21 protein-coding genes are annotated in these 24,852 nt (G+C 74.2%); 12 read left to right on the forward strand and 9 right to left on the reverse strand.

Going from position 1 to position 24,852, the window contains the following annotated elements; all coding sequences use genetic code 11:
* Positions 1-11: 11 nt before the first annotated feature.
* The 4 genes from CP968_RS05670 to CP968_RS34020 all read right to left on the reverse strand — a co-directional run bounded on the left by CP968_RS05670 (position 12) and on the right by CP968_RS34020 (position 5,474).
* Positions 12-371: an acyl carrier protein gene (locus tag CP968_RS05670; protein ID WP_208835979.1), complete on the reverse strand. Its 360-nt coding sequence runs from the start codon at positions 369-371 to the stop codon at positions 12-14.
* Positions 368-3,439, reverse strand: coding sequence for a condensation domain-containing protein (locus CP968_RS35315; RefSeq protein ID WP_150516943.1), 3,072 nt, complete (start codon positions 3,437-3,439; stop codon positions 368-370). The genes CP968_RS05670 and CP968_RS35315 overlap by 4 nt, the downstream gene beginning before the upstream one ends.
* Positions 3,436-5,250, reverse strand: a complete 1,815-nt coding sequence (locus CP968_RS05680) for a non-ribosomal peptide synthetase (RefSeq protein ID WP_208835980.1) — start codon at positions 5,248-5,250, stop codon at positions 3,436-3,438. Before CP968_RS05680 ends, CP968_RS35315 begins: the two co-directional genes overlap by 4 nt.
* A 65-nt stretch (positions 5,251-5,315) precedes the next feature.
* Positions 5,316-5,474 (reverse strand): hypothetical protein, encoded by a 159-nt coding sequence (locus CP968_RS34020; RefSeq protein ID WP_167536766.1) that lies wholly within the window; start codon positions 5,472-5,474, stop codon positions 5,316-5,318.
* A 282-nt stretch (positions 5,475-5,756) separates the two neighbouring features.
* On the opposite strand from CP968_RS34020, the gene CP968_RS05685 reads away from it, so the two are divergent.
* Both CP968_RS05685 and CP968_RS05690 read left to right on the forward strand, forming a co-directional pair.
* Positions 5,757-6,302: a GNAT family N-acetyltransferase gene (locus tag CP968_RS05685; protein WP_150516945.1), complete on the forward strand. Its 546-nt coding sequence runs from the start codon at positions 5,757-5,759 to the stop codon at positions 6,300-6,302.
* Position 6,303: 1 nt separating this feature from the next.
* On the forward strand, positions 6,304-6,993 hold the full coding sequence (locus tag CP968_RS05690) for a 4'-phosphopantetheinyl transferase family protein (protein ID WP_150516946.1): 690 nt from the start codon (positions 6,304-6,306) through the stop codon (positions 6,991-6,993).
* A 31-nt stretch (positions 6,994-7,024) separates the two neighbouring features.
* Here CP968_RS05690 and CP968_RS05695 read toward each other — a convergent pair whose 3' ends face one another.
* Positions 7,025-8,323 (reverse strand): NAD(P)H-dependent oxidoreductase, encoded by a 1,299-nt coding sequence (locus CP968_RS05695; protein ID WP_150516947.1) that lies wholly within the window; start codon positions 8,321-8,323, stop codon positions 7,025-7,027.
* Positions 8,320-8,895 (reverse strand): dTDP-4-dehydrorhamnose 3,5-epimerase family protein, encoded by a 576-nt coding sequence (locus tag CP968_RS05700; RefSeq protein ID WP_150516948.1) that lies wholly within the window; start codon positions 8,893-8,895, stop codon positions 8,320-8,322. Before CP968_RS05700 ends, CP968_RS05695 begins: the two co-directional genes overlap by 4 nt.
* 214 nt (positions 8,896-9,109) lie before the next feature.
* On the opposite strand from CP968_RS05700, the gene CP968_RS05705 reads away from it, so the two are divergent.
* From CP968_RS05705 to CP968_RS05730, 6 genes are all read left to right on the forward strand, one after another.
* A complete protein-coding gene (locus CP968_RS05705; protein ID WP_150516949.1) occupies positions 9,110-11,014 on the forward strand; it encodes an ABC transporter ATP-binding protein in 1,905 nt (634 codons plus the stop codon).
* Positions 11,011-12,750 (forward strand): ABC transporter ATP-binding protein, encoded by a 1,740-nt coding sequence (locus CP968_RS05710; RefSeq protein ID WP_150516950.1) that lies wholly within the window; start codon positions 11,011-11,013, stop codon positions 12,748-12,750. Before CP968_RS05705 ends, CP968_RS05710 begins: the two co-directional genes overlap by 4 nt.
* A 41-nt stretch (positions 12,751-12,791) precedes the next feature.
* Entirely contained in the window at positions 12,792-13,553 is a 762-nt protein-coding gene (locus CP968_RS05715; protein ID WP_150516951.1) for an SAM-dependent methyltransferase, read from the forward strand.
* A 130-nt stretch (positions 13,554-13,683) separates the two neighbouring features.
* Complete coding sequence (locus CP968_RS05720; protein WP_229886222.1) at positions 13,684-14,376, forward strand: StsF protein; 693 nt, start codon at positions 13,684-13,686, stop codon at positions 14,374-14,376.
* On the forward strand, positions 14,376-15,347 hold the full coding sequence (locus tag CP968_RS05725) for a phosphotransferase family protein (RefSeq protein WP_150516952.1): 972 nt from the start codon (positions 14,376-14,378) through the stop codon (positions 15,345-15,347). The genes CP968_RS05720 and CP968_RS05725 overlap by 1 nt, the downstream gene beginning before the upstream one ends.
* A gap of 90 nt (positions 15,348-15,437) precedes the next feature.
* The gene (locus tag CP968_RS05730) at positions 15,438-16,082 is read left to right on the forward strand and encodes an HAD family hydrolase (protein ID WP_150516953.1); all 645 of its coding nucleotides are present in this window, start codon (positions 15,438-15,440) and stop codon (positions 16,080-16,082) included.
* A 12-nt stretch (positions 16,083-16,094) separates the two neighbouring features.
* Here CP968_RS05730 and CP968_RS05735 read toward each other — a convergent pair whose 3' ends face one another.
* On the reverse strand, positions 16,095-17,369 hold the full coding sequence (locus CP968_RS05735) for a DegT/DnrJ/EryC1/StrS aminotransferase family protein (protein ID WP_150516954.1): 1,275 nt from the start codon (positions 17,367-17,369) through the stop codon (positions 16,095-16,097).
* Between the two features lie 256 nt (positions 17,370-17,625).
* Here CP968_RS05735 and CP968_RS05740 point away from each other — a divergent pair, with 256 nt between their 5' ends.
* The gene (locus CP968_RS05740; RefSeq protein WP_150516955.1) at positions 17,626-19,110 is read left to right on the forward strand and encodes a GMC oxidoreductase; all 1,485 of its coding nucleotides are present in this window, start codon (positions 17,626-17,628) and stop codon (positions 19,108-19,110) included.
* A gap of 25 nt (positions 19,111-19,135) precedes the next feature.
* A complete protein-coding gene (locus CP968_RS05745; RefSeq protein ID WP_150516956.1) occupies positions 19,136-20,374 on the forward strand; it encodes a DegT/DnrJ/EryC1/StrS aminotransferase family protein in 1,239 nt (412 codons plus the stop codon).
* 59 nt (positions 20,375-20,433) lie between these two features.
* Here the strand turns inward: CP968_RS05745 and CP968_RS05750 are convergent, their stop codons facing one another.
* Positions 20,434-21,222, reverse strand: a complete 789-nt coding sequence (locus CP968_RS05750; RefSeq protein ID WP_229886224.1) for an inositol monophosphatase family protein — start codon at positions 21,220-21,222, stop codon at positions 20,434-20,436.
* Between the two features lie 85 nt (positions 21,223-21,307).
* On the opposite strand from CP968_RS05750, the gene CP968_RS05755 reads away from it, so the two are divergent.
* Positions 21,308-22,234 (forward strand): phosphotransferase, encoded by a 927-nt coding sequence (locus CP968_RS05755; RefSeq protein ID WP_244330568.1) that lies wholly within the window; start codon positions 21,308-21,310, stop codon positions 22,232-22,234.
* A gap of 38 nt (positions 22,235-22,272) precedes the next feature.
* On the opposite strand, the gene CP968_RS05760 is transcribed toward CP968_RS05755, so the two are convergent.
* Positions 22,273-23,337, reverse strand: coding sequence for a glucose-1-phosphate thymidylyltransferase (locus CP968_RS05760; RefSeq protein ID WP_150516959.1), 1,065 nt, complete (start codon positions 23,335-23,337; stop codon positions 22,273-22,275).
* Positions 23,338-23,701: 364 nt separating this feature from the next.
* On the opposite strand from CP968_RS05760, the gene CP968_RS05765 reads away from it, so the two are divergent.
* Positions 23,702-24,763, forward strand: coding sequence for a ParB/RepB/Spo0J family partition protein (locus CP968_RS05765; RefSeq protein ID WP_150516960.1), 1,062 nt, complete (start codon positions 23,702-23,704; stop codon positions 24,761-24,763).
* Positions 24,764-24,852 lie beyond the last annotated feature (89 nt).

The raw sequence follows: 24,852 nt of genomic DNA on the forward strand, positions 1-24,852 counted from the left end.
TCCGCTTCCTGTTACTCGGATACGAGCTGTTCGCGGCGGGCACGGCCGAGCAGGCCGCCGCGGTTGCGGGCGCCCAGCTCCGCGAGTGCGGCGTCCGCGCCGGCGGGGTCGGCGAGCAGGGCGGCCTGCGCCCGGACGGTGCTGTGCTGGAACAGGTCGGAGACCTTCAGCGTGCGGGAGGTCAGCGGGTGGAGCTCCTCCCAGAGCATGATGAGCAGCAGTGAACTGCCGCCCGCTTCGAGGAAGTTGACGTCCTCGGGGACCTCGTCGGCGGTGTCCAGGTCGAGCACCTCGGCCCAGGCCTGGCGCACGCGCGGGAGGAGGTCGGCCTCGGTCGGGGCCTGGGTGCTGTCGGCCACGGTGTTGTTCACGGTGTTCTCCTGATGAGTGGGTGCGACGCGGGATCGGCGGCCAGGTCACCGGCGGCGGCGGCCACCTCGGCGAGCAGGTCGCCCACCGTGGACGCCGCGAACAGGTCGGTGGCGTAGGAGGCGGCCAGTTCCACCTCGTGGTCGGCGCTCTCCGTGGCGACGAGTTCGAGCTCGTACTTGAGGTAGAGCGGATCGAGCGGCCGGTAGTGGCCGGTGGCGGCCCCGTCGAGCGGCGGGGGCGCCGGGACGCCGGTCTGGGCGCTCAGGTAGACGGGGGTCAGGGAGGGGCGGCTCAGGTCGCGGTCGGGGTGCAGTTCGGCGGCGAGCGTGTCCAGGGGCACCTGGGCGTGGCGGTAGGAGACCGTGCTGCTGTCGCGGACCCTGGCGAGCAGCTCGCGCCAGGTGGGGTCGTCGCGCAGGTCCACGCGCAGCACGAGGGTGTTGACGAACATGCCGACCGCCTCGGTGCTGGCGGCGGCCTCCCGGCCGGCCCAGGGGAAGGCGAAGAGGAAGTCCCGCTGGCCGCTGCCGCGGGCCAGCGCCACGGCGAGCAGGGCGGCGGCGGTCATGAACAGGGTGCAGCCGAGCTCGTCGGTGGTGACGGCCCGCAGCCGCGCGGCCACGCCGGGGTCGAGCCGGACCGCGCAGAGGCCGGCGTCGGTGGTCTGGAGCTCGCCGCGCGGCCAGTCGTGCGGCAGGGCGATGTCGTTGGGCGCCCCGCGCAGGTGCTCCAGCAGGACCGCGGCGGCCCGCGCGCCCGACGCGTCGGCGCCGGCCCCGGGGTCCGCCGCGGCCACGGTGGCGGGGTGGACGGGCACGGGCAGTTCGGGTTCGTCGCCGGCGCGCAGGGCCCGGTAGCTCGTGGCGATCTCCGCGAGCAGCAGGTCCCGGGACCAGCCGTCGGCGACGATGTGGTGGACCACCAGGACGAGCAGGGTCCGTTCGGCGCCGAGGCCGATGACCTCGGCCCGGGCGGGCGACTCCCGGGCCAGGTCGACCGGCGTCCAGCAGAGCCCGGACAGGTGGCCGCGCAGCCGGGCGGCGCTCCAGTCCACGGCGTCGCCGAGGCCGCAGACGGCCGGGGTGCCGGCCGTGGTGTAGTGCACCTGGCGCTTGCGGCGGTCGAGGTGGAAGAGCGAGCGCAGGGCGGGGTGCCGGGCGAGCACCAGGTCGACGGCGGCCCGCAGGGCCTCCCGGTCCACCGGGCCGGCGTACTCGACGACGGTGGGGATGAGGTAGGCCGAGCGGAGCGACGGGAGCCGGTCGAGGAACCAGAACCGCTGCTGCACCGGGGAGGCGGGGTGGGACTCGTCGTCCGCGACGGGCGCGGCCACCGCGGGGGCGCCGTCCGGGCCCGCGGCTCCGGTGCCCGGCGCGTTCCCGGCGCGCGCCTCGGCGTCGGCCTCCGCCGCGGCGAGCAGCGCGGCCAGCCCGGCGACCGTCGGGTCGGGCAGGAAGTCGCGGGGCGAGACGGTGAGGCCGTGGCGGCGCTTGGCCTCGGCCAGCATGGTCACGGCCAGCAGCGAGTGGCCGCCCAGGGCGAAGAAGTCGGCGCCGGGCGCCAGCTCCGCCGCCGCGGGTCCTGCGCCGGCCCGGTCGCTCAGGGCCGCGGCGAACAGGTCCGCGGCCCGCGCCTGCGGGGCGGTCAGCGCGGGTGCGCCGTCGGCGGCTCCGGCGGCGGGTCCGGGCGCCGCGAGGGGCGGGAGCCCGGGGAGGGGCGGCAGGGCCCCGGGGGCGGGCTCGCCGGGCAGGGCGGGCAGCTCGGCCAGGGGGACCGTCGGGTCCTTGACGGCGTGGGCGAGCACGTCCGCGAGGCCGTCGGCGACGGCAGCGGCCGTCTCGGGGGGATAGCGGTCGGTGTCGTACTCGACGGTGACGGACAGCCCGTCGGGCGTCTCCTCCAGGATCAGCAGGAGGTCGAACTTGGCCGTGCCGGTGGGCAGCACGGCGGGCGCCGACCAGCGGCCGCCGGCGGTGCGCGGGGCCGAGGTGTTCTGGTAGACGAAGCCGATGTCGACCAGGGCCCGCTGTCCGGCTCCGCGCGCCCGGGTGACGGCGGCGGTGAGCCGGTCGTAGGGGATGCGCTGGTGGGTCAGGGAGCGGAAGGCCTCGCGGCGGGCGGCGGCGCACAGGTCCGCGAAGGATCCGGCGGCGTCCACCCGGCAGCGCAGCGGCACCGTGTTGACGAAGAAGCCGACCAGCTCCTCCAGGTCGGGGTGGAGCCGGTTTGCGGTCATCGTGCCGAGCAGGAAGTCGCTGCGGCCCGACCAGCGGTGCAGGACCGTCTGCACGGCCGCGCCCAGGACGACGTACGGGGTCACGCGCAGGGAGCGCGCCAGGTCGGCGACGTGCGCGTGGACAGAGCGGGGGACGGTACGGGTGTACTGCCGGCCCGGCCGCGTCCCTTCGGGGGAGGCGGCCCCGGGGGCGCGGCCGGCGAGGGCCAGGCCGGGGGGCAGCTCCAGCAGTTCCGCGACCCGGGTCCCGGTGGCGCGGCGCAGCTCCGGTTCCGCCTCGGCCGACCGCTCGCGTACGGCGAATTCGGCGTAGGTGGTGGGCAGTTCGGGGAAGGTGGCCGGGGCTCCGGCCAGTTCGGCGGTGTAGGCGAGGGCGAGGTCGTCGAAGAGCGGGGCCAGGGACCAGCCGTCCACGGCGATGTGGTGGACGGTGAGCAGGACGGCGTCGCCGCCGGGCACCGCCTGCCACACGGTGCACCGCAGCAGCGGCCCTTCGGCCAGGTCGAAGGGGGCGCGGCCGCGGGCCAGGGCGGCCTCGCGGGCCACCGACTCCGCGTCCGGCACCCCGCCGAGGTCGACGGTCTCGACGGCGATGGGGAGCGGGTCCAGGACGTTCTGGGCGGGCCGTCCGCCGTCCAGCCGGAAGACGGTGCGCAGCGGTTCGTGGCGCAGGACGACCGCGCCCAGCGCGCGGCTGAGGGCGAGCACGTCGATCCGGTCGCGGGAGCGGAAGAAGAGCGGGACGTTGTACGTGGGGTTGCCGGGCGCGGCGGCGTCGACGAACCACATGCGCTCCTGGGCGAAGGAGAGCGGGAGGGCGGGGCGCGTCACGGGACGGCCACCTCCCCCGTCTCCGCGCCGACGTGGCCGGCCAGCTCGCCGAGGGTGTCGGACAGCAGGACCGCCCCCGCGTCCACCGGCACGCCGAGCCGCTTGAGGACGCGGGCGGCGACCTGCATGGCGAGGATGGAGTTGCCGCCCAGGTCGAGGAAGTTGTCGGAGGGGAGCACGGTCCGGTCGGTGCCGAGCACGTCCTGCCAGATCGCGGCGAGCGCGGCGGTCACGGACTCGGAGTCGGGGGCGGGCTCGGGGGCGGCGGGCGCAGCGGGGGCGGCCGGGGCGAGGAGTTCGAGGAGCCGGGCCCGGTCGGCCTTGCCGGTGGACCCGAAGGGGACCCGGTCGAGGACCAGCCAGCGGGCGGGGAGCATGTAGCGGGGCAGCGTCTCGCCGAGCCGCCGGTTCAGGGCGGCGGGCAGCTCGGCCGCGGCGACCTCGGCGGACGCCTCGCGGGAGGGCAGGACGAAGCCGACGAGGGAGGCGGTGGGCCCCTCGCCCACCTTCTCGACGAAGGCGGAGTCGGCCAGGCCGCAGGCCAGGGCGGACCGCTCGATCTCCTCCAGCTCGATGCGGAAGCCGCGCAGCTTGACCTGGCGGTCGCTGCGGCCGAAGAGCTCGACCGCGCCGCCCGGCAGCAGCCGGCCGGTGTCGCCGGTGCGGTAGATCCGCTGCCCGGTGGCCGGGTGGGTGACGAAGCGTTCGGCGGTCAGCTCGGGGCGTCCCAGGTAGCCGAGGGCCACCCCGGGCCCGCCCACGCACAGTTCGCCGGTCTCGCCCGCCGGGACCTCGTTCAGGCCGGCGTCGAGCAGGTACAGGGCGGTGTCCTGGAGCGGGTATCCGACGGGGATGCGCTCCGCACCGGCCAGGCTCTCGGGGGTGCAGTCGAAGTAGGCGGCGAAGGTGGTGGTCTCGGTGGGGCCGTAGCCGTTGACCAGCCGGGCGGGCGGCTCGGCGGCCAGCACGCGGTTGACGGCGGTCAGTTCCAGTTGCTCGCCGCCGACGACGAGGTTGCGCAGGGTGCCGAAGGCGCCGGGCCGCTCCCTCGCCACGGTGTGGAAGAGGGAGGTGGTCAGGAACATGGTGTCGATGCGCTCGGTGCGGATGAGCGCGGTCCACTCGTCGATGGGCAGGTCGGTGACGGAGGGGAAGACGACGACGGTGGCACCCGCGGTGAGGGTGTTCCAGAGCTCGAAGGTGGTGGCGTCGAAGGCGGGGTTGGCGGCGCTGGCCACCTGGTCGCCGGCCTCGACGGTGCAGAAGCGGGAGCGCAGCGCGAGGCGCAGCACGGCCCGGTGCGGGACGACCACGCCCTTGGGGCGTCCCGTGGAACCCGAGGTGAAGTTGACGTAGGCCGGGTCGTCGCCGGCCGAGGCGATCACCGGCACGGGGGCGCCCGGGTCCGTACGGGGGAGCGCCAGCGCTTCGACGCCCTCGGGCAGCCAGGAGGCGGGGTCGGCCCAGCGGCCGCCCGCGCCGGCGCCGCGGCCGGGTGCGTGCACGGCGAACCGCGCACCCGACCCGGCCACGATGTCGGCGAGGCGGCTCGTGGGGGCCAGGCCGTCCAGCGGGAGGTAGGCCGCGCCGGCGCGCAGGATGCCGAGGAAGGTGACGACCAGGTCGACCGACCGGTCCTGGGCGACCGCGACCAGGTCGCCCGGGGAGACCCCGCGCCGTGCCAGATCCGCGGCCAGCCAGCCCGCCCGCCGCCAGAGCTCCTGGTACGAGAGCTCTTCGGCGCCTTCGGGTGCGCGGACGGCGCAGCCGTCCGGCCGGCGCTCGACCCAGTGCGCCACGATGTCATGCACGTTGGCTGCGTCCGACACAGCAAGTCCCCATTTCTGCAGAGGTTCCGGAGCCGAGGCGGGTGCCGCTAGGGCTTCGGGGATCCCCAGCCGTGGTCGGCGAGCACGTTGACGTCGGAACCGGAACCGCCGTGCCCTGCCTGCATTCCCGAGGAGACGAGCGGGAGGGCCGCGAGGATGAGGGCTGCCGTCGTCGTGCCGAGAATCTGGGTGAGGCGCTTGCGCATGTCTTCGTCAATCCCTTTTTCGAGGAGCCGTGAAGACTCCGAGTGGGGTTTGTTTTCGGAACGTCGCCATCGTGCGCACCGCCGGGGATTGCGGGCAACGCATTCGATCCGCACGCCTGCGCAGCGCATGTTCGTGCGGGCGGATTAAACGGACATGCCGGGATGGACCGGCCGGGCGGTTTCCGGTCCGCCCGTACCATGGGAGCCGTACGCGGGGTACTTCTCCGACCGGGTTGAGCGGCCGGTACATGCCCCTGAAATCCGGCATACTGGAGGCTACCGGTGACACTTTTCGGCCACCCGCTCGACGAGAACGCACAACTCCGGCCATTGGAGCCGTGGAACGCCGTCGAGTTCGCCGAGTACGTCGACCGCGACCGGGAACACCTCGGCCCCTGGCTGCCCTGGGCCCATGCGATCACCGATTCGGAATCCGCCCGTAAGTGGCTTCAGGCCTACGCCGAAAGGCAAGCACGAGATGAAGGACGGATATTCGGAATCTGGCTGGACGGAAAACTCCAGGGCGGCGCCCTGTTCCGCACCTTCGACGTGCCGTCGGGCGTGTGCGAACTGGGCGCGTGGCTCTCGCCCGAGGCCGGCGGACGCGGCCTGGTGACGCGGGCGGCCGACCGGCTGGTGCGGTGGGCGCTGGACGAGCGCGGCATGACCCGGGTCGAATGGCGCGTGACTCCGGCGAACAAGCGCAGCATCGCGGTGGCCGAACGGCTCGGAATGCGTCACGAGGGCACCCTGCGCCAGGTGTTCCCGTTCAACGGGGTCCGCCAGGACCTGGAGATCTGGGCCCTCCTCGCGGCCGACCGGGGCTGAGGTGCTCCGGGAGCTGTCCGCACCGGCCGGGGCCCGCGTGTGGTGGGTGGACACGGCGGCCTACCGGCACACCGTCCCGGGCTCCCTGCACGTCCTGGACGCGCGGGAGACGGCCCGCGCCGCCGCCTTCCTCCGCGAGGCCGACCGGGAGACCTACCTCTGCGCGCACCTGGCCCTGCGCCGGCTGCTGGGCGAGCACCTGGGCGTGGCGCCCGGCGCCGTGCGCTTCACCCGCGGGCCGCACGGCGCCCCGGCCGTCGCGGACTCCCCCTGGCGGTTCTCGCTCGCGCACAGCGGGGCCGTGAGCCTCGTCGCGCTCTCCCGGGCCCCGGTGGGCGTGGACGTGGAGGCGCTGCCGGAGCCGGGCACCGTCGAGCGGGTCACCGGGGCCCTGCACCCCCGCGAGGCGCACGAGATCCGCGCCGCCGCCCCCGCGGACCGGCCGGCCGCCTTCGCCCGTGCGTGGACCCGCAAGGAGGCCTATCTCAAGGCCCTCGGCACCGGTCTGACCCGCGACACGGCGGCGGACCACACGGGCGCGGGCCCCCGCCCGGCCCGGCTCCCGGGCTGGCGGCTCACGGACCTCGTCCTGCCCGTCCCGGACACCCACCGCGCGGCGCTGGCCACCCGGGTCGGGGGCGCGCCGGACCGCCCTCCGGGAACGTCACCGCCGCCCCCCGGAACGGGCTGACCGTTCGCCCCCTCCCCCGCGCCCGCGGGTGTCAGCGGGCGGGGCCGGGTCCGTACAGCTTGTCCTGCTCCGCCCGGAGCACGTCGACCAGCCGGCCCGGCGGCAGGGTCACGTCCCCGTACGCGAGCACGGCGTCCCGGGGCACGGCCCGGCGCAGGACGCAGCCCTCGGCCACGCCCATCGGCAGCAGGTCCTGCTCCCGCACCGTCCCGTGCGCCTCGGCCACGCCGTAGGTGTCGTAGCCGCCGATGCCGTCGAGCACCGCGCCGGCCGGCAGGGCGCGCTTGGCGGTGGCGACCACGTCCACCCGGGGCCCGGCGGGCGGGGTCAGGGCCGCGTCGCCGAAGTCGACGGCGCGCGCGATGGAGTGGGGCACTTCGAAGTGGCACAGGTGGTAGGGGGTGTAGAAGCTGTACAGCGGTCCCTTGCCCAGCTTGTACAGCTCCAGGTAGTGCCGCTGGCGCGGGTCCTCGTGGGTGCCGAGCACGTACACGCCGGGCCCGGGCTTCGCGCCGACCACGTAGTCCACGATGCCGCCGAGCTCGCGGAGCCGGTCGGGGTCGTAGTGCGCGGTCAGCTCGTCCACGTGCCCGGTGTGGGCCCGTCCGTACATGCCGCGCCGGGCGACCGTGAGGCCGAATGCGTTGGCGACGACGGCCTGCTCGAAGGAGACCTTCGTGCCGTCGGCGAAGCTGGTGACCATGTGCACGTTCTGGCCCCAGCGCGCGGCGAAGTCCCGCTGCGTCGTCGGCGTGCGGTACTCGTCCTGGAGGCCCTTGACGTTGCCCGCCACCAGGGGCGTCACGCCGAGGCTGCGCACGAAGCGCAGCAGGTTGCCCTGGACCGCGGGCTGGTCGCCGTCGGCGGCGGTGAGCACCACCCCGGCCTCGCGCGCCCGGTGGGCGAGCAGCGGGCCCACCGTACCGTCGAGTTCGGCGTTCATGGTCACCACGGGCAGTCCGCGGCCGATGGCGGCGACGGTGACGCGCGCGCCGAACTCCACCGCGCCGGTGGCGTCGACCAGGCAGTCGATGCCCTCGGCGGCGAGGAGGGCGAACGCGTCCTCGGTCACCACCGTGTGGCCGGCGGCCATCTCCGCCTCGATGCGCTCCGCCGTCGCCGCGCGGACCGGCCGGACGCCCGCCTCGGCGCAGGCGCGCTCGGCGCCGGCGAGGGTGCGGTTGGCGACCGCGGCCAGCCGCATCCCCGGCACCGAGCGGACGAGGTGCCGGGCCAGCCCGCGCCCCATGAAGCCGGCACCGACCAGCGCGACGCGGATCGGGCGGCCCTGCTCCTCGCGCCGGCGCAGCGCGCTGTCGACGAGGATCACCGCGGGCTCAGCGGGACGTCGGCGGCGTGCGGCAGGCGGGCCCCGGGGGCCAGCAGGGGCCAGCCGGCGTCCTTGGGCGAGACCAGGCGCACCGGGGCCGGCCACTGCACGCCGAGCACCGGATCGTCCCAGCGCAGACCCCGTTCGGCGCCCGCGGTGTAGGCGGCGGACACCTGGTAGAGGGTCTCCGCGTCGTCGGTCAGGGTGAGGTAGGCGTGCCCGAAGTTGCGGGGCACGTGCATGGCCAGCCGGTTCTCGGCGGTGAGCGCCGCACCGAAATGCGCGAGGTAGGTCGGGGAATCCGGCCGCAGGTCGACGATGACGTCGTACACGGCCCCGCGGGTGCAGCGGATGGTCTTGGCCTCCGCGTTCGGCGCGAGCTGGTAGTGGAATCCGCGCAGGGTGCCCTTGCGGTGGTTGAAGGACAGATTGCACTGCTCGATTGCCGGTTCGAGCCCGGCCGCCTCGAATTCCGCCCGGCAGAACGAGCGGGCGAAGAATCCCCGCCCGTCCTCGGCCGGCTCCAGCTCCAGCAGCGCGGCGCCTTCCAGCGGGGTTTCGTGAACCAGCATGGCGATTCCCTGAGGTGAGTCGTCTCGGCACGGAAAAGCGAGGCTACGACCGCGGGCCGAATTCCGGCAACAGCCCGCACCACCTGCCCGGCTGCCGTTGCCGGACGGCCTTTCGACTGCTTATCGTCCGCACTTGAACACGACGGCGGCCCTGTTCACGCCTGTTCACGGGGAGAGTTGACGCCGGACCCGACCGGCTCGCTATCCTCGCGCAATGCGCCCGCTGCCCGTCGCAGAGCCAGGAAATCCGGATATCCGGTCCGCCACCCGCTATCTGTTGTGGCTCGCGGGCCGCATCGCCCGGCCGCTGAGCGCCGCTTCCTTCTGCGGGCTGCTCTGGCTCGGATCCCAGGCGATGATGCCGGTGGTCATCCGCGAGGCCATCGACGAGGGCCTGGTGCCCGGCGACATGGACGCGGTGCTGACCTGGTCGGCCGTCCTCCTCGGGCTCGGGGTGGTGCAGGCGGTCTCGGGCACGGTCCGCAGGCGGCTCAACCTGTACAACGCGCTGTCGGCCGGCTTCCGCACCGTCCAGCTCGTCGTCGGGCACGCCCACCACCTCGGCGCCTCCCTCGAACGCCGGGTGGACGACGGCGAGATGGTCAGCATCGGCACCTCGGACATGAACACGATCGGCAACGCCTTCGACATCGTCGGACGCACCGTCGGCGCCGTGTTCTCCGTGGCCCTGGTGGCCGTGGTGCTGCTCGACCAGTCCGCCTCTCTGGCCCTGATGCTGCTGGTGGCGCTGCCCGCGATCATCCTGCTGATGGGCTACACGCTGCGTCCGCTCCACCGCCGCCAGGGCGCCTACCGCGACCTCCAGGGCGAGCTGACCTCGCGCCTCACCGACGTGGTCGCCGGGCTGCGGGTGCTGCGGGGCGTCGGCGGCGAGACCTCCTTCGCCCGCTCCTACCGCGAGCGCTCCCAGCGGGTCCGGCACGCCGGGTCCCGGGTCGCCGGGGCGGAGGCCCTGATCCGCTCCGCCCAGGTGCTGCTGCCCGGACTGCTCGTCGCCACCGTCACGTGGATCGGCGCGCGGGCAGCCCTCTCGGGGTCGGTCACCCCCGGCGAACTGGTGGCCTTCTACGCCTACGCCGCGTTCCTCGTCGAACCGCTGGGCATCTTCACCGAGACCGCCGACCGGTTCGCCCGCGCCCACGTGGCCGCGCGGCGCGTGGTGGCCGTCCTGGCCCTGCGGCCCGAGTCACGGCAGCAGCCGCAGCCGGATTCGACGTCGGCGTCGGCGTCGGCATGGCCCTCGGCGTCGGCGTCGGAAACCGGGGATGCGCCGCCGGCCGGCCCGGTCCGCCCGGACCCCGCGCCGGCCCTGGTCGACGAGCGCTCCGGGCTGGCGGTGCCGGCCGGAGCCCTCCTCGTCGTCGTCGCACCCGCCGCGCAGGGCGTACGCCTCGCCGACCGCCTCGGCGGCTACACCGACGCGCCCGTCAGCTGCGACGGGCTGCCGCTGACCGGGCTGCCGGCGCGGGAGGTGCGGCGGCGCATCCTGGTGGTCGACAACCGCTCCCGGCTGTTCAAGGGGCCGCTGCGCGCCAGCCTGGACCCGCACCACCGCTCCGACGACGCCGCGATCGGCGACGCGCTGCGCGCGGCCGCCGCCGAGGACGTGGTCGAGGCGCTGCCGGACGGCCTGGACACCGAGATCACCGGCGACGGGCGGCGCTTCTCCGGCGGCCAGCGGCAGCGGCTCGTCCTCGCCCGGGCCCTGCTCGCCGACCCGGACGTCCTGATCGTGGTGGACCCCACCTCCGCGGTGGACGCGCACACCGAGGACCGGATAGGGCAGCGACTGCGGGCCGCGCGCGCCGGTCGGACCACCGTGCTCATCAGCTCCAGCCCGCTGCTCCTCGACCGGGCGGACGCGGTGGCCTTCCTGCCGCGCGGCCGGGTGACCGCCTCCGGCTCGCACCGCGCGCTGCTGGCCGCCGACGAGGAGTACCGGCTGGTCATCCAGCGCGAGACCGGCGCCGACGGCCCCGAAGTGCCGGTCCCCGGCCCGTCGCCCGACCCGTCGCCCGACCCGTCCGACGCCCCGCCCTCCCCGCGGCCGGCCGGCCGTGCGTCCACCCCCCTCGCCTCCGGACGGAGCACCGAATGAGCAGGGCCCCGCTGCCGGTCGCCGGGACGGCGGAGGTCCGCGCCCACGCCCGGGCGCTGGCCCGCCGCCACCGCGGGGACCTCGCCTGGATGCTCGCGCTGCACGGCCTGGCCGCGATCTGCGGACTCCTCGGGCCGTGGCTGATCGGCCGGCTCATCGACGAGGTGGTCCGCGGCACCACCGCCGACGCGGTCGGCCGGCTCGGCCTGGCCCTGCTGCTGTCCCTCGTCGCGCAGGCCGTGCTGACGTACTGGGCGGTCCAGCGCTCCTGCCGGTTCGGGGAGAAGGTCACCGCCGAGGTCCGGGAGGACTTCGTCGACCGCGTGGTCGTCCTGCCGCTGTCCACGGTGGAGGACGCCGAGCCCGGCGACCTCATCACCCGGGCCTCGCGCGACACCGACGCCCTGACCAACACGGTGCGCTACGCCGTGCCCGAGACCCTGATCGCGGTGCTTACCTGCCTGTTCACCTTCGCCGCGCTGTTGCTGGTCGACCCGCTCACCGCGCTGCCCAGCCTGGTGGTCATCCCGCTGCTGTGGGCGGGCACCCGCTGGTACCTGCGCAGGTCCGGCGACAGCTACCGCAGGCGCGGGGCGAGCTACGTCGCGCTCGGCGACAACCTCGCCGAGACCGTGCCCGGGGCCCGCACCGTGGAGGCGCTCGGGCTGCACTCGGCGCGCCGCCGCATGCTGGACGGCGACCTCGGCGAGGCGTACGAGGCCGAGCGGTACACCATGTGGCTGCGCAGCTCCTGGTACCTGCTGGTGGAGTTCAGCTACGTGGTGCCCGTGGTCGCCACGCTGGCGGTCGGCGGTCTGCTGCACACGGGCGGCCTGGCCACCCTCGGCCAGGTGGTGACCGCCACCCTCTACGTCCGGCAGCTGATCTTCCCGCTGGACGACGTGCTGAGCTGGATGGACGAGCTCCAGATCGGCTCCGCGTCGCTCGCCCGGGTGCTGGGCGTGAGCAAGCTCCCCGCGGACCGGCGGCCCACCGGGGCCACCCCAAGCGGCAAGGACCTCGTCGCGCGCTCCCTGTCCTACTCCTACCTGCCCGGTCGGGACATCCTGCGCGGGGTCGACCTCCACCTCGCCCCCGGCGAACGCCTCGCCGTCGTGGGCCCCTCCGGTTCCGGGAAGTCCACGCTCGGCAAGCTGCTGGCCGGCATCTACGAGCCGGGGTCCGGGGCGGTGGAGCTCGGCGGGGTGCCCCTGCTGGACCTGAGCACCGAGGAACTGCGCGGCCGGATCGCCCTGGTGACCCAGGAGCACCACGTCTTCCGGGGGACGCTGCGGGAGAACCTGACGCTCGCCCGCCCGGCCGCCGAGGAGGAGATCGGGCGCGCGCTGAAGACCGTGGGCGCCGAGCGGTGGGCGGCGGAGCTGCCGCAGGGCCTGGACACGCAGGTGGGCTCCGCCGGATTTGAGCTGACGGCCGCGCAGGCCCAACAGGTCGCGCTGGCCCGGCTGGTGCTGACCGACCCGCACACCCTGGTGCTCGACGAGGCGACCGCGCTGCTCGACCCGGCGACGGCCCGGCAGGCGGAGCGGGCGATGGCGGCCGTGCTGAGCGACCGGAGCGTCATCGCGATCGCGCACCGGCTGCACACGGCCCAGGACGCGGACCGCATCGCGGTGGTCGAGAACGGCCGGGTGAGCGAACTCGGCAGCCACCACGAACTGCTGGCGGCCGACGGCGCGTACGCGGCCTTGTGGCGGGCCTGGCACGGGAATTGAGATCGTTGCGGGAAAGGCCGTTCCGGTCCTAGCCTGGATATATGAATCCAAGGCAGCCACATGTGGATTGGGACAGCCTTTTCGGCGACGACTACGATCATTTCGACCTTCCGGACCTGACTCCGGAACTGAGCGCGAAAGAAGCGTCGGACATGGTCAGGCTCGGCGGTTTCGAGCCCGGTACGACCCTCCTCGACGCACCGTGCGGACACGGTCGGCACGCCAATGTGCTGGCCTCCAGGGGCTATACGGTGACCGGCATCGACCGGGACGAGCGCTTCCTCTCCATGGCGGCCGACGAAGCACGCGAGATGGGTGTCGACGTCGAATACCACCACGTCGACCTGCGCGAGATGTCCTTCGACGCCGAATTCGACGGAGCCGTGTCCTGGTACAGTTCCTTCGGCTACTTCGACGACGAAACCGACCGCGACATTCTCCGCCGCTATCGCCGCGCACTGCGTCCCGGCGGCCGGTTCCTGCTCGACATGCATTCTCCGTACCGGCACATTCCGAGCGTGCTGGCCAACCACGAGATGCATGTGGACGTCCTGCGGCGCGGGGCGGACATGGCCATCGACATCCAGGAGCTGGACGCGGTGGCCAGCCGCTACTACGCGGAGAAGATCACCATCCGGGACGAGAAGGTCGAGCGGGCCCGGTACAGCGTCCGCATGTTCAACGCACCGGAGATCCTGGAGTGGTTCCGCACCGCCGGATTCTCCGGGGCGCGCGTCATGGACGAGCGCGGCGGCACGTTCACGGTCGGCAGCCGGCGCCTCGTCGTGCTCGGCACCGCCTGAGAGCGCCCGGGCGTCGGCACGCCCGGGCGCCGCACGACCGCAGATCCGCACGACCGCAAATCCGCACGACCGCAGGGCGTCCCCCAGGACGTCCGGTTCATCGTTCGTCTCACCGTGAAGGAGGGGTTCCGTGGTCGTCAGTTCCGCCCAGAGTTCCGCCCGGCTCATGGCATCGATCGACAGGTTCCGCACCACCGGCATCGACGTGGAGCACCTGCGCGCGCACTACGCGGCCCACCGCTGCGCCCAGTTGCCGCAGGTCGCCGACGTCTCCGAGCTGCGCACCGCGGCCCGCTCCGCCTACGAACTGCTGCGCACCGAACCGGTGCTGGACGCGCAGGAGCACACCGACGAGCAGGGCACCCTCGGCTACGGGTTCCGGCTGCTGCGCATCGACGCGAAGTCCGACTCGCCGGAGCACACCGAACGGGTCACCTCCGTCTTCCGCGAGTTCGGGCTGCTGGGCTGGGCCGAGCGGATGGCCGCCGACCTGCTGCCCACCGTCAACCGGATCACCGGCCGCGAACTGCGCTACGAGCGGGTCTTCCTGCTCGCCTACCGGGAGGGCGACTACATCGGCCCGCACGGCGCGGAGCAGGACACCGACCTCAACCGCTTCAACCTCCAGTTCCCGCTGTGCTACGACTCGGTCGGCTCCATGCGCATCCTGCGCGAGGGCTATCTGGAGCCGATGTACGACCACGACGGCGACGCACGGCTGCTCGGCCCGCGCATGTGGCACGAGGTGCCGCCGCTGTTCCGGCTGCCGGGCGGACCGGACCCGCTGCGCCTGGTCGTCTCGCTGCGCCTGATGGCCGCGTAGTGACGCCCCCCGGAGCCGCCGGTGCGGCCGAGGCGGTGGCCTGCGAGGTCTTCCGGCGCCACGGCGAGGACTTCGCGCGGGCGCGGCGGGCGGCCGGCTGGACGAACGCCACCTGGCTGGGCGGCGCCCTCGCGGTACGGGTCGCGGGCACCGAGGGCTCCGGGGACCTGGAGCGGGAGACCCGGCTGGCCGCCGTGCTGCCGCCCGAGGTCGGCTACCCCCGCGTCCTGGAGACCGGCACCTCGCACGGCCTCCAGTGGGTGGCGACCGCGCGCATCCCCGCGGTCCCGCTCGACGAGGCCTGGGACGGCCTGGACTGGGACCGGCGGATCGGGGCGACCCGGCAGCTGTGGGCACGGGCCCGGGCGGTGCACCGGGCCGACCCGGCCGCGGCCGCTCCCCTGGCGCGGCCGCGCAACCCCTTCTACGCCGTGTCCCCGGGCGAGTCGGCCCAGTCGCTGCGGCGCCTGCACGCCGCGGGGGTGCTCACCGACGGCGAGCTGCACCGGCTGCTGCGGGCGCTCGACCGGCACTGGACGGCGCTGCCCGCGGCCCGGGCCGTCCTCAACCACGGCGACCTCTCCCCGGTCAACGCCTTGTGGGACGGCGCCTCGGTGGTGTCGCTGCTCGACTTCGAGTTCGCCGTCCTGGCCCCCGTCCACCTGGACCTCAACGAACTGGTGAAACTGGCCTACGCACCCCCGGACCAGGACACCGCGCCGACCGGCCCGGACGCGGCGGGGCGGCGTCGGCTGCAGGAGGCCGTGCGGGAGCTGGCCCGGCCCTTCCTGCGCACCCGGACGGACGTGGACCTGCTGCTCGGGCACAGCATCCAGCTGGAGGCGTGGGGGTTGGAGCGGGAGCTGGCCAAGCCCGGCCGCGAGGCGTTCCGCACCTGGGAGCCGTACCGGATGCTCGTCGCGTGCGCGCACCGGGACGGCGGCTGCTACGCCCCGCTGCTGGACGGCTGAGCCGGGGACGGGGCGGGGGCGGCCGCGGCGCGGTCGCCCCCGCCGGCCCGGGGACATGACGTGACGACGGAACCGAGGAGGGACCTCGCGGTGATACGGACGCTTTTCGTGGACGCCGGCGGCGTGCTCTACAACAACATCAACGAGGAGACGGACTTCCTCGTCCGGGTGGCCGACCGCTACGGCGTGGACCGGGCGGAGCTGGCCCGGCTCGTCGAGGAGGCGGCGCCCGCGTACGAGGACGGCGGCACGCACGTGCACCGGGTCTTCGAGCGGGTCGTCGCGGCCGGCCGCGGCCGGCCCTGCGCCGGACCGGCCGACCGGCGCTGGCTGGACCGGGCCTACGCGGACAGCGTGCGGGCGTACGAGGACAGCTTCGGAGCCCTGCGCGAACTGCGCCGGGAGCGGCCCGGCCTGACGGTGGTGCTGACCAACAACGAGGCCGAGCACTGGGACCGGCTCAAGGACGCGGCGTTCGGCCATTTCGCGCTGTTCGACGCGGTGTGCTCGTCCTGGCGGGTGCGCCGGGTCAAGCCGTCCGGGTCGTTCTTCGCCGAGGCGCTGCGAAGATGCCGGGCGACGGCCGCCGAGACCCTGCTCGTCGACGACCGCGTCACCGTCCTGCGGGCGGGGGCCGCGCTCGGGATGCGCACGCTGCACGTGTCCGCGCCCGGGGTGCTCGCCCGCCGGCTCGGGCCGGCCGTCCTGGGCGAGGCGCTGCCGACCACCTCGTGAGGGCCGCGGGGCTCAGTCGGTGATCTCGTGGATGTTGTCGAGGACCTTGCGGAACGCCAGCGCTATGTCGTTGACGGCGTCGAGGGGGGCCAGGAGGACCTCGTGGCCGAAGCTGACGACGCTCTCGTGGATGCTCTTGGCCACGGGCAGGTCGAAGCGGGAGGGGTCCACCCGCGCCAGGTAGTCGGGGCCGGTGGCGAAGCGGCGGCGCGAGCTGGGCCGGTTGAGCGGGTTGTCGTTGAGCGGCCGGTGCGTCTGCATCACCGCGAAGCCCAGCTCGGCCGTCAGCGCCTGCGCGATGCGCCCGACGGGGGCCACCGCGAGCAGCTCGTCCGGCAGCCGTACCGCGTACCGGTAGTAGGCGCGGTCGGTGGTTCCGGGCGAGGTGTCCTGGACGGTCAGCCCGAGCTCGCCGAGCCGGTCGTCCAGGTGCTCGGCGGCCCGTACCCGGCGGGCGTTCTGCCCGTCCAGCAGCCCGAGCTGGTCCAGCAGGACCGCGGCGTGGAACTCGGACAGGCAGGCGTTGCTGCCCATGAGCCGCCCGGTCTCCTGCAGTTCCATCTCGCCGACGCCCACCTCGTCGCGCCGCAGGATCCGCCCGTCCGCCCGCAGGTGCTCGGCGCGAGCGGCGATCTCCGGGTCGTCCGTGACCACGGCCCCGCCCTCGCCGCAGGTCAGCAGTTTGCTGCCCTGCATGCTGAAGACTCCGGCCGCGCCGAACGCGCCGACCGGCCAGTCCCCGTACCGGGCGCCGTGGGCGTGGGCGCAGTCCTCGATCAGGGGCAGCGCGTGCCGCTGGGCGATGTCCAGCAGCGAGTCGAGGTCGGCGACGGCCGAGTAGGCGTGGACCAGGGTGATGGCCCGGGTCCGGTCGGTGATCGCGGCCTCCACCGCGGCGGGGTCCAGGCAGTAGGTGGCGGGGTCGACGTCGACGAGGACGGGCACGGCGTTGATGCCGAGCACGGCGGACGCGGAGGCCACCCAGCTCAGCCCGGGGACGATCACCTCGTCGGAGGCGCCGACCCCGCAGGCTTCGAGCGCGATGGCCAGGGCGGCGGTGCCGGTCGCCGTCGGCACGCAGATCGCGGAACGGCAGTAGTCGGCGAATGCCTCGGCGAATTGCCGCTCGTAGGATTGCCGTCCCTGATAGGCGCAACTGATCGTCCAACGCCCGCTTGTCAACACGTCTTCGAGGCTTTTCAATGCCCGGTCTCCCGGCTGTGGCCAGCGCGGCCACTCACGGTCGGTCAGCCGAGGCCCGCCGGAGATCGCCAGTGAAGTTCCCATGGTTGCCCTCGCCTTTCCAGGAAGCGACGAATGAGAGCGGAATTTACGCGCCCCGGTGCGGCGTACGCCACAGTGCGCGGGGCCCGTGCCCGGCGGACCGGGGCCCTTGCGGAGCCCGTTCGACTGAGGAACGCGCGCAGTCGAACGGGTGGGTACGCTGCGCTGGGCCGGCCACCGGGATATCGGGCCGCCTCTTCACGGCCAATGGCGGGGACGGCGGGAACAGGGAAAACCCATCCGGCAAGGGGAGTCAGAGATGTCCGGTAATCCAGGAGCGAAACACGGATCCGTCGGGCGCGCCCGGGTGCTCGTCGTGGGCGGCGGTCTCGCCGGACTGGAATTCGCCTCGGCTCTGGCGGGGCACGGGGTCGGGGACATCATGGTCCTGGAGGCGGGCCCGGGCGAGGACCTGGACCACATCCACCGGGCGTACAGCCGGGAAAGGGCCTCGGAAATGGTGTTCGCCCCCGAGGGCGATCCCCACTTCCACCGTCCGTGGTCCTCGCGGACGCAGCCGCACTACACCGGCATCTCGGGCCTGCGCCGCCGGCTCGGCGGCCGGTCCCTGTACTGGCACGGGGTGATCCTGCCGCTGGAGGACTGGGCGCTGCGCGAACCGTGGTGGCCGGCCGACGTGGTGGCGGACCTGACCACGGGCCACCGGGGCGGTCCCTCCCTGTACGACCGGGTCACCGCGGACCTCCTGGAGTGGAGCGGCGGCCCGGCCGGGGAGGACGGCGGGGCGGGGGCGCGCCGGTTCGGCGGGCAGTCCTTCCGGCCGCTGCCCCGCGCGTGCCGGGCGGTGCCCGGCACGGACCGCTGGGAGGCGTACACCCCGTTGGAGGGCTGGCGCGGCGCGGACGGGCGCGTGGCGCCGCCGGCGGGGATCGGTGTGCGCTGCGGCACCGACGTGCTGGCCGTGGACGTGCGGGACGGACGGGCGCGGGGCGTCGTGGTCCGCGACGGGGCCGGGGGGACGGAGACGATCGCCGCCGACACCGTGGTCCTGTGCGCGGGCACGGTGGAGAGCACCCGGCTGGCCGTGCAGGCCCTGACGGTGGCGGGCGTGCTGCGCGAACCGCGGCTCGGCGGCCTCGCCGACCACATCGTGCAGGGCTTCGTGGTCCGGCTGCCGGCCGGCGGCCCGCCGCCCGGCTCCTACTACGTGCCGACGAGCCCCGCGACGCGGTCGTACCTGCGGATGGACGTGACCCCGGACGGCCCCGGATCCTGCCTGCTGGACGTACGGATCACCGGGGAGCAGCTCCCGGACGAGCGGAGCGTCGTGGAGTGCCGGCCCGCGGCCGACTTCCCCTGGCCGGCGCGGGTGCGCAGCGGGCTGCGGCCGGAGGACCGGCGGCTGGTCGCCGCGCAGCGGGAGGTGCTGCGGGACTTCTGGCGGGCGGCCGCCCCCGAGGTCGGCGTGCTGGCGCGGCCGCTGGAGTTCACCGCGTTCGGGGACGCGGACCGGGACAACACCCGGGTCCTGCCGGGGCGTACGCGGCGCCAGCCGGTGGGCCGTCCGGAGACGTGGACCAGCCTGCTCGGCACCGAGGACCACGAGGGCGGCAGCCTGCCGTTGGGCCGGGTGCTGACCTCGCGGCACGAGTTCGTCGGCCTTCCCGGCCTGTACGCGGCGGGGCCGGCGGTCTTCCCGCGGCTCGGCGCCGCGAACCCGTCGCTCACGACCATCGCCCTGTCGCGCCGGCTCGCCGCGGCCCTCGCCGCCGAGTCCCGCTGACGCCCACCACACCCAGGGAGGAACCGTGCCAGGACCCGGATACCGCTTCGTCGGCGAGGAGGAGCGGGAGAACGTGCTCGCCGTGCTCGACCACTGGAGCTCCGGCCGCGAGACCTTCGACGCGCCCGAGGAGGGGGTGTGGGTGCGCCGCTTCGAGCAGGCCGCGGCCGACCGGTTCGGCGCCGCGCACTGCCTCGGGGTCAACAGCGGCACCTCGGCGCTGCTCGCGGCGCTGGTCGGCCTCGGCATCGGGCCCGGCGACGAGGTGATCGTGCCCGGCTACATGTTCGTGGCCTCGATCGCGTCCGTCCTGCACTGCGGGGCCGACGCGGTCCTCGCCGAGATCGACGAGTCGCTGACCCTCGATCCGGCGGACGTCCGGGCGAGGATCACCCCGCGCACGAAGGCGATCATGCCGGTGCACATGCTGGGCGCGCCCGCGGACATGACCGCGCTGCGCGCCCTGGCCGACGAGTACGGGCTGCACCTGGTCGAGGACTGCGCGCAGGCCGCGGGCGGCAGCCACGCGGGGCGCGCGCTGGGGACGATCGGCGCCGCCGGGGCGTTCTCCCTCAACCACTTCAAGGTGATCACCGCCCTGCAGGGCGGGTTCGTGCTGACCGGTGATCCGCGGGTCTTCCAGCGGGCGTACTCCTTCCACGACCAGGGCTGGTTCCCGTACCGGATGGACCACGGGGAGGGGCACCGGCTGCTCGGCATGAACCTGGGGCTGGGCGAACTGCACGCGGCGGTGGCGCTGGCGCAGCTCGGGAAGCTCGACCGGGTGCTGGAGCGGGTCAGGGCGGTGAAGCGGGAGCTGGTCGAGCGGATCGGGGAGCTGCCCGGGGTGCGGCGCAGGACGCTCCACGACGCGGCGGGCGAGTGCGCCAGCTTCGCCGTGTACGTCTTCGAGGACGCGGGGCACGCCCGGCGGACCGCCGACCACCTCAAGGTGAAGCCGCTGCTGGAGTCGCCGACGCACTACTACGGGAGCCTGCCGGCGCTGACCGCGTTCGGGCGGGGGGACCGCTCGGTCGTGCCGTTCAGGGCGCCGGGCGCCCTGCCGCCGGCCCACTGCTACGAGCCGGGGTCGCTGCCGCGCACGGACAGCGTCCTGGGGCGCTCGCTGGCGCTGGCGACGGGGGTGTCCGACAGCTACCTGGGGGCCGGGTTCGGGGTGCACGCGGGCTCGTCGTCGATCGAGGTCAGGGAGGCCGCGGACACCTTCCGGCGCGCGGTGCTGGGCGGCGGCCCGGCGCGCTGAGTCGGCACGCGGACCGCTGTCCGGGGCCGGGCCCGGGGTCCGGTGGGCCCGGCCGGGCGTCAGAGGACCTGGGTGCGGAGCCGGTCGGTGAGTTCCGCGGCCAGACCGCGCCGTGCGTACACCAGCCACGGCGCGTCGAGCCGCCGGCCGCCCGACAGGTCGTCGACGTGGCCGCCGGCCTCCCGGACCAGCAGGGCGGCCGGCGCCCGGTCCCACACGTGCCCGCCCTCGTCGACGGCCGCGTCCACCCGGCCCTCCAGCAGGTCGGCGATGAGGCAGACCGGGGCGTCGACCCAGGTCGTGCCGGCCGGGACGCGGGTGGCCGGCGAGTCGGGGAAGAGGAAGCCGCCGAGCCGGGCGGAGCGGAGCGCGACCGCCTCCTGCCGCATCCGCAGCCGGCGGTCGGTGGAGAGCGGCTGCGCCGAGGTGGACGCGTAGGCCCCGGCCCCGGACCGGGCCCACCACCGGCGGCCCTCGGTGGGCCTGCTGAGGACGACGGTCCGCAGTGCGCCGTCGACCTCCAGCGCCACGTGCGTGCCCCAGGCGCGCTCACCGGCCAGGAAGGGGATGGTGCCGTCGATCGGGTCGAGGATCCAGCGGCGCGCGGGCTGCGCGTCCCCGCCGGCCGCCGGGGCCGCGCCGCACTCCTCGCTCAGGACCGCGTCCCCGGGCCGTTCGGCCGCCAGTACCTCCAGCATCGCCCGTTCCACGGCGAGGTCCGCCTCGCTGACCGGGCTTCCGTCCGCTTTCCGGTGCGAGCGGGGGCCGTTGCGGAAGTGGCGGAGCGCAATGCCGTCGGCCAGGTCCACCAGGCGGTGCGCGAGACGTCCGTCGCTGTCGATGTCCATCACAACACCCTAACCAGGCAAGGGAGTTGAACGCATCGACGGACATCCGCGGCGGTCGGGGCCGGTGTTAGCCTCGGGCATGCTCATGGAGAACACGCTCGTGGAACGCCGGAGCCTGCTCCGGCTCGTCTCGGACCAGTTCCCGGACCGTCTTCCCGGCGGCGCGGAAGCGTCCGAGCCGGAATTCTTCCCGCTCGGCGAGGACAGCTGGTCCTACCGCTGCGGACCTCTGTGGATCAGCGTGCGCCGCGACCTCGACGGGCACTTCCCCGGCGCCTACGAAGCGGCCGTGCGGCTGCGCGAGAGCGGGATGGACTTCGTCCTCGCGCCCCTGGCCGGGCGCGACGGCCGGGTCGTGCACACGGTCGCGGGGCTGCCGGTGGTCGTCTTCGCCTACGCCGAACGCGCGCTCGTCGCATCCGTGCACCCGACGGCCGCCCAACTCGACCTGCTGTGCGACCGGTTGCGCCGGATACACGGCTTCTCCTCCCCCGCCGAGCTCGGCGCCCAGGTGCCGGTGGAGGACTTCCGGTTCCCCTTCGAGACCGACCTGGAGAAGGCGCTGCAGGCCGCGCTGGACGGGGCGGCCGCCGAGCGGGGTCCGTACGGCCGGCGGCTGGCGGAGCTGGTCTCCGTACGGTCGGACCACCTGGCCGCCCTGCGCCGGGAGGCGGCCGACGTGGCCGACCGGTGCGCGGACCTGTGGCGGACCGAGCGTCCCGTGCTGACGCACGGGGACCTGAGCCCGGACAACGTGCTGTTCGGCGCGGGCGCGGAGATCCTGGACTGGGGCGGCGCGATGTGGGCCCCGCCGGAGCGCGACTGGTCCGCGCTGATCCGGGCGTTCGGTGCGCGACCGGGAGGCCGGGAGCCGTTCCTGCGGTTCTACGCGCTGCGCTGGACCCTCGCGGAGATCGCCGAGTACGCGGCGCGCTTCTCGGCGCCCCACCGGGGCGACGCGGACGACCGCGCCATGTGGGACAGGCTCACCCGCTACCTCCCCGCGGGCTGAGCCGGCCGCCCGCGCGGCCGCCGCGGCGGCCGCGCGGGCTACGAGGAGATCTGGGCCCGGCTGTGGTCCCCCAGGACGAGCCGGTGCGCGTGCGGCACCGGCGGCGCCGGGGTGACCTGGACGTGCCGTCCGATGAGCGAGGCCTCGATGCGCCGCACGCCGCTGATGGAGGCGCCGCGCAGCACGATGGAGAACTCCAGCTCGCTGTCCTCGACGAGGCACTCCTCGGCGATCGAGGTGAAGGGGCCCACGTAGGAGTCGGCGACGACCGTGCCGGCGCCGATGACCACGGGCCCCACGACGCGCGCGTTGCGCACGACGGCGCCCTCCTCGATCCGGACCCGGCCGATGATCTCGCTGTTCTCCACGACGCCGTCGCAGCGCGGTTCGACGGCCTCCAGCACCAGCCGGTTGACCTCCAGCATGTCGGTGACGTTGCCGGTGTCCTTCCAGTAGCCGGTGATCCGGCTGGAGCGGACGTCGCGGCCCTCGTCGATCAGCCACTGCACGGCGTGCGTGATCTCCAACTCGCCCCGCCAGGACGGCGTGACGGCCCGGACGGCCTCGTGGATGGCCGGGGAGAAGAGGTAGACGCCCACGAGCGCGAGGTCGCTCTTCGGGTGTGCCGGCTTCTCCTCCAGCCCGCGCACGCGTCCCGACGCGTCGAGTTCGGCGACGCCGAAGCCGCGCGGGTCGGAGACGTGGGTCAGCAGCAGGTGCGCGTCCGGGCGGTGGGCGCGGAACGCCTCGATCGGCCCCTCGATCCCGCCGACGACGAAGTTGTCCCCCAGGTACATCGTGAAGTCGTCGTCGCCCAGGTAGTCGCGGGAGACGAGGACGGCGTGGGCCAGGCCCAGCGGCGCCGACTGGGGGATGTAGGTGATGTCGAGACCGAATTTCGACCCGTCCCCGACGGCGTCCGATATCTCGCGCGCGTTGTCGCCGACGACGATGCCCACGTCCTTTATCCCGGCCGCCGCTATCGCCTCCAGTCCGTAGAAGAGCACGGGCTTGTTGGCGACCGGGACCAATTGCTTCGCCGAGGTGTGGGTGATGGGGCGGAGCCGGGTTCCCGAGCCGCCGGCGAGTACGAGGGCTTTCATCGTGTCCTCCGTGGTTGGTCTGGCGAGAAAGATACGACCCCTGGCGCATACCTGTCCCGGCGTCATCCGGGCGCGTAGGAAGTGCGTACGTCTGCACGCCGTCGGGGGTGGTCGTGCTGGCTGGATTCCGCCGTAGAGAGGTCCCGTCACATACCCGGAGCCCCCTCCCGTGCGGGCAACCGCGTCGGTCGGGCCGCCGGGGGCGACTCCGGGCCGGGCGTGTCCGTTCCCCACAGGGGCGTTTACCAGTCGCTTTACCTTGCTTTACTAACGACCCGGCAACTGCTAAGCATATGCCGGGGAAAAGTAACGGGGGCGCTTCGGTATGCCGTCCTGCGGCATTCATTTCCATCGGAGGGGCGTAATGAAGCCTATGTTGAGGAACAACCCCGCCCACGTACGCGACCAGCCGGACCATTATTCGGAGGAAGCCGACGAAATTACACCCGCATTATCGGCCATGGTCAGGGTACCCATTGATTCCCTGTGCCCTTCCGATTCCCCGCGCAGCGCGGGCGAGGACATGGAACACGTACGGGCGCTGGCCGAGTCCGCCGCACCGCTTCCCCCCATCGTGGTGATGTCCTCGACCATGCGGGTGATCGACGGCATGCACCGGCTGCGGGCCGCCGCGCTCCGCGGTGCCACGGAGATCGACGTACGCTACTTCGAGGGCGAGGAGAAGGACGCCTTCGTCCTCGCCGTGAAGTCCAACATCGCGCACGGCCTGCCGCTCTCCCTCGACGACCGCAAGGCCGCCGCGGGGCGCATCCTGCGCAGCCATCCGCTCTGGTCCGACCGGGCCATCGGGCTGTCGACCGGTCTGTCGGCCAAGACCGTGGGGACGCTGCGCTCCTGTTCAACCGAGGGACTTCCCCAGTCGAACATCCGCATCGGCCGGGACGGTCGGGCCCGCCCCCTGGACCCCACCGAGGGCAGGCGGCTGGCCGGCCGGCTGATGGAGGAGAACCCCTCGGCGCCGCTGCGCCAGATCGCGGCCCAGGCCGGCGTGTCCCTCGGTACCGCCTCCGACGTCCGCAAACGGCTGCGCCGCGGCGAAGGCCCCCTGCCCGAACGGGCCCGCCCCCGGGCCGAGTCGGAAGCGGGAGCCGGACAGGCGAGAGCGCGCCGCGCCGACGACGCCGAAGCGGGCCGGCCGTCGCGCGCGCTGATGCTGCACCACCTCAGCCGCGACCCGTCCGTCCGCCTGACCGAGGACGGGCGCGCGCTGCTGCGGTGGCTCAACGTCGTGGCGGTGCGCAGCGCGGACTGGCACCGGCTCCTCGGCAACGTCCCCCCGCACCGGGTCGGCGCGATCGCCGAACTGGCGCGCGGCTGCGCCGAGATCTGGCAGCAGGTGGCCGAGCAGCTCGAACAGGCGGAGGACGAGGAGGTCCCGGCCCGCGATGAACGGGCCTTGGGGTGAAGCGGCCGACATGAGTACGTTTTCCCCGGTGGCGAGGCGCGGGGAAGCCCGCATCCGGATTCCGGAGTAGCGTGCGCAGCGGCCCCGCC

Source organism: Streptomyces subrutilus, from assembly GCF_008704535.1.
Lineage (GTDB): Bacteria > Actinomycetota > Actinomycetes > Streptomycetales > Streptomycetaceae > Streptomyces > Streptomyces subrutilus.

What these genes read in the sequence shown, in the direction of transcription:
- CP968_RS05765 (WP_150516960.1), top strand. Translation starts at nt 23,702, where the DNA reads ATGAAGCCTATGTTGAGGAACAACCCCGCCCACGTACGCGACCAGCCG.
- CP968_RS05705 (WP_150516949.1), top strand. Translation starts at nt 9,110, where the DNA reads ATGCGCCCGCTGCCCGTCGCAGAGCCAGGAAATCCGGATATCCGGTCC.
- CP968_RS05750 (WP_229886224.1), bottom strand. Translation starts at nt 21,222, where the DNA reads ATGGACATCGACAGCGACGGACGTCTCGCGCACCGCCTGGTGGACCTG.
- CP968_RS05735 (WP_150516954.1), bottom strand. Translation starts at nt 17,369, where the DNA reads ATGGGAACTTCACTGGCGATCTCCGGCGGGCCTCGGCTGACCGACCGT.
- CP968_RS05710 (WP_150516950.1), top strand. Translation starts at nt 11,011, where the DNA reads ATGAGCAGGGCCCCGCTGCCGGTCGCCGGGACGGCGGAGGTCCGCGCC.
- CP968_RS05740 (WP_150516955.1), top strand. Translation starts at nt 17,626, where the DNA reads ATGTCCGGTAATCCAGGAGCGAAACACGGATCCGTCGGGCGCGCCCGG.
- CP968_RS05755 (WP_244330568.1), top strand. Translation starts at nt 21,308, where the DNA reads ATGGAGAACACGCTCGTGGAACGCCGGAGCCTGCTCCGGCTCGTCTCG.
- CP968_RS05760 (WP_150516959.1), bottom strand. Translation starts at nt 23,337, where the DNA reads ATGAAAGCCCTCGTACTCGCCGGCGGCTCGGGAACCCGGCTCCGCCCC.
- CP968_RS34020 (WP_167536766.1), bottom strand. Translation starts at nt 5,474, where the DNA reads ATGCGCAAGCGCCTCACCCAGATTCTCGGCACGACGACGGCAGCCCTC.
- CP968_RS05700 (WP_150516948.1), bottom strand. Translation starts at nt 8,895, where the DNA reads ATGCTGGTTCACGAAACCCCGCTGGAAGGCGCCGCGCTGCTGGAGCTG.
- CP968_RS05715 (WP_150516951.1), top strand. Translation starts at nt 12,792, where the DNA reads ATGAATCCAAGGCAGCCACATGTGGATTGGGACAGCCTTTTCGGCGAC.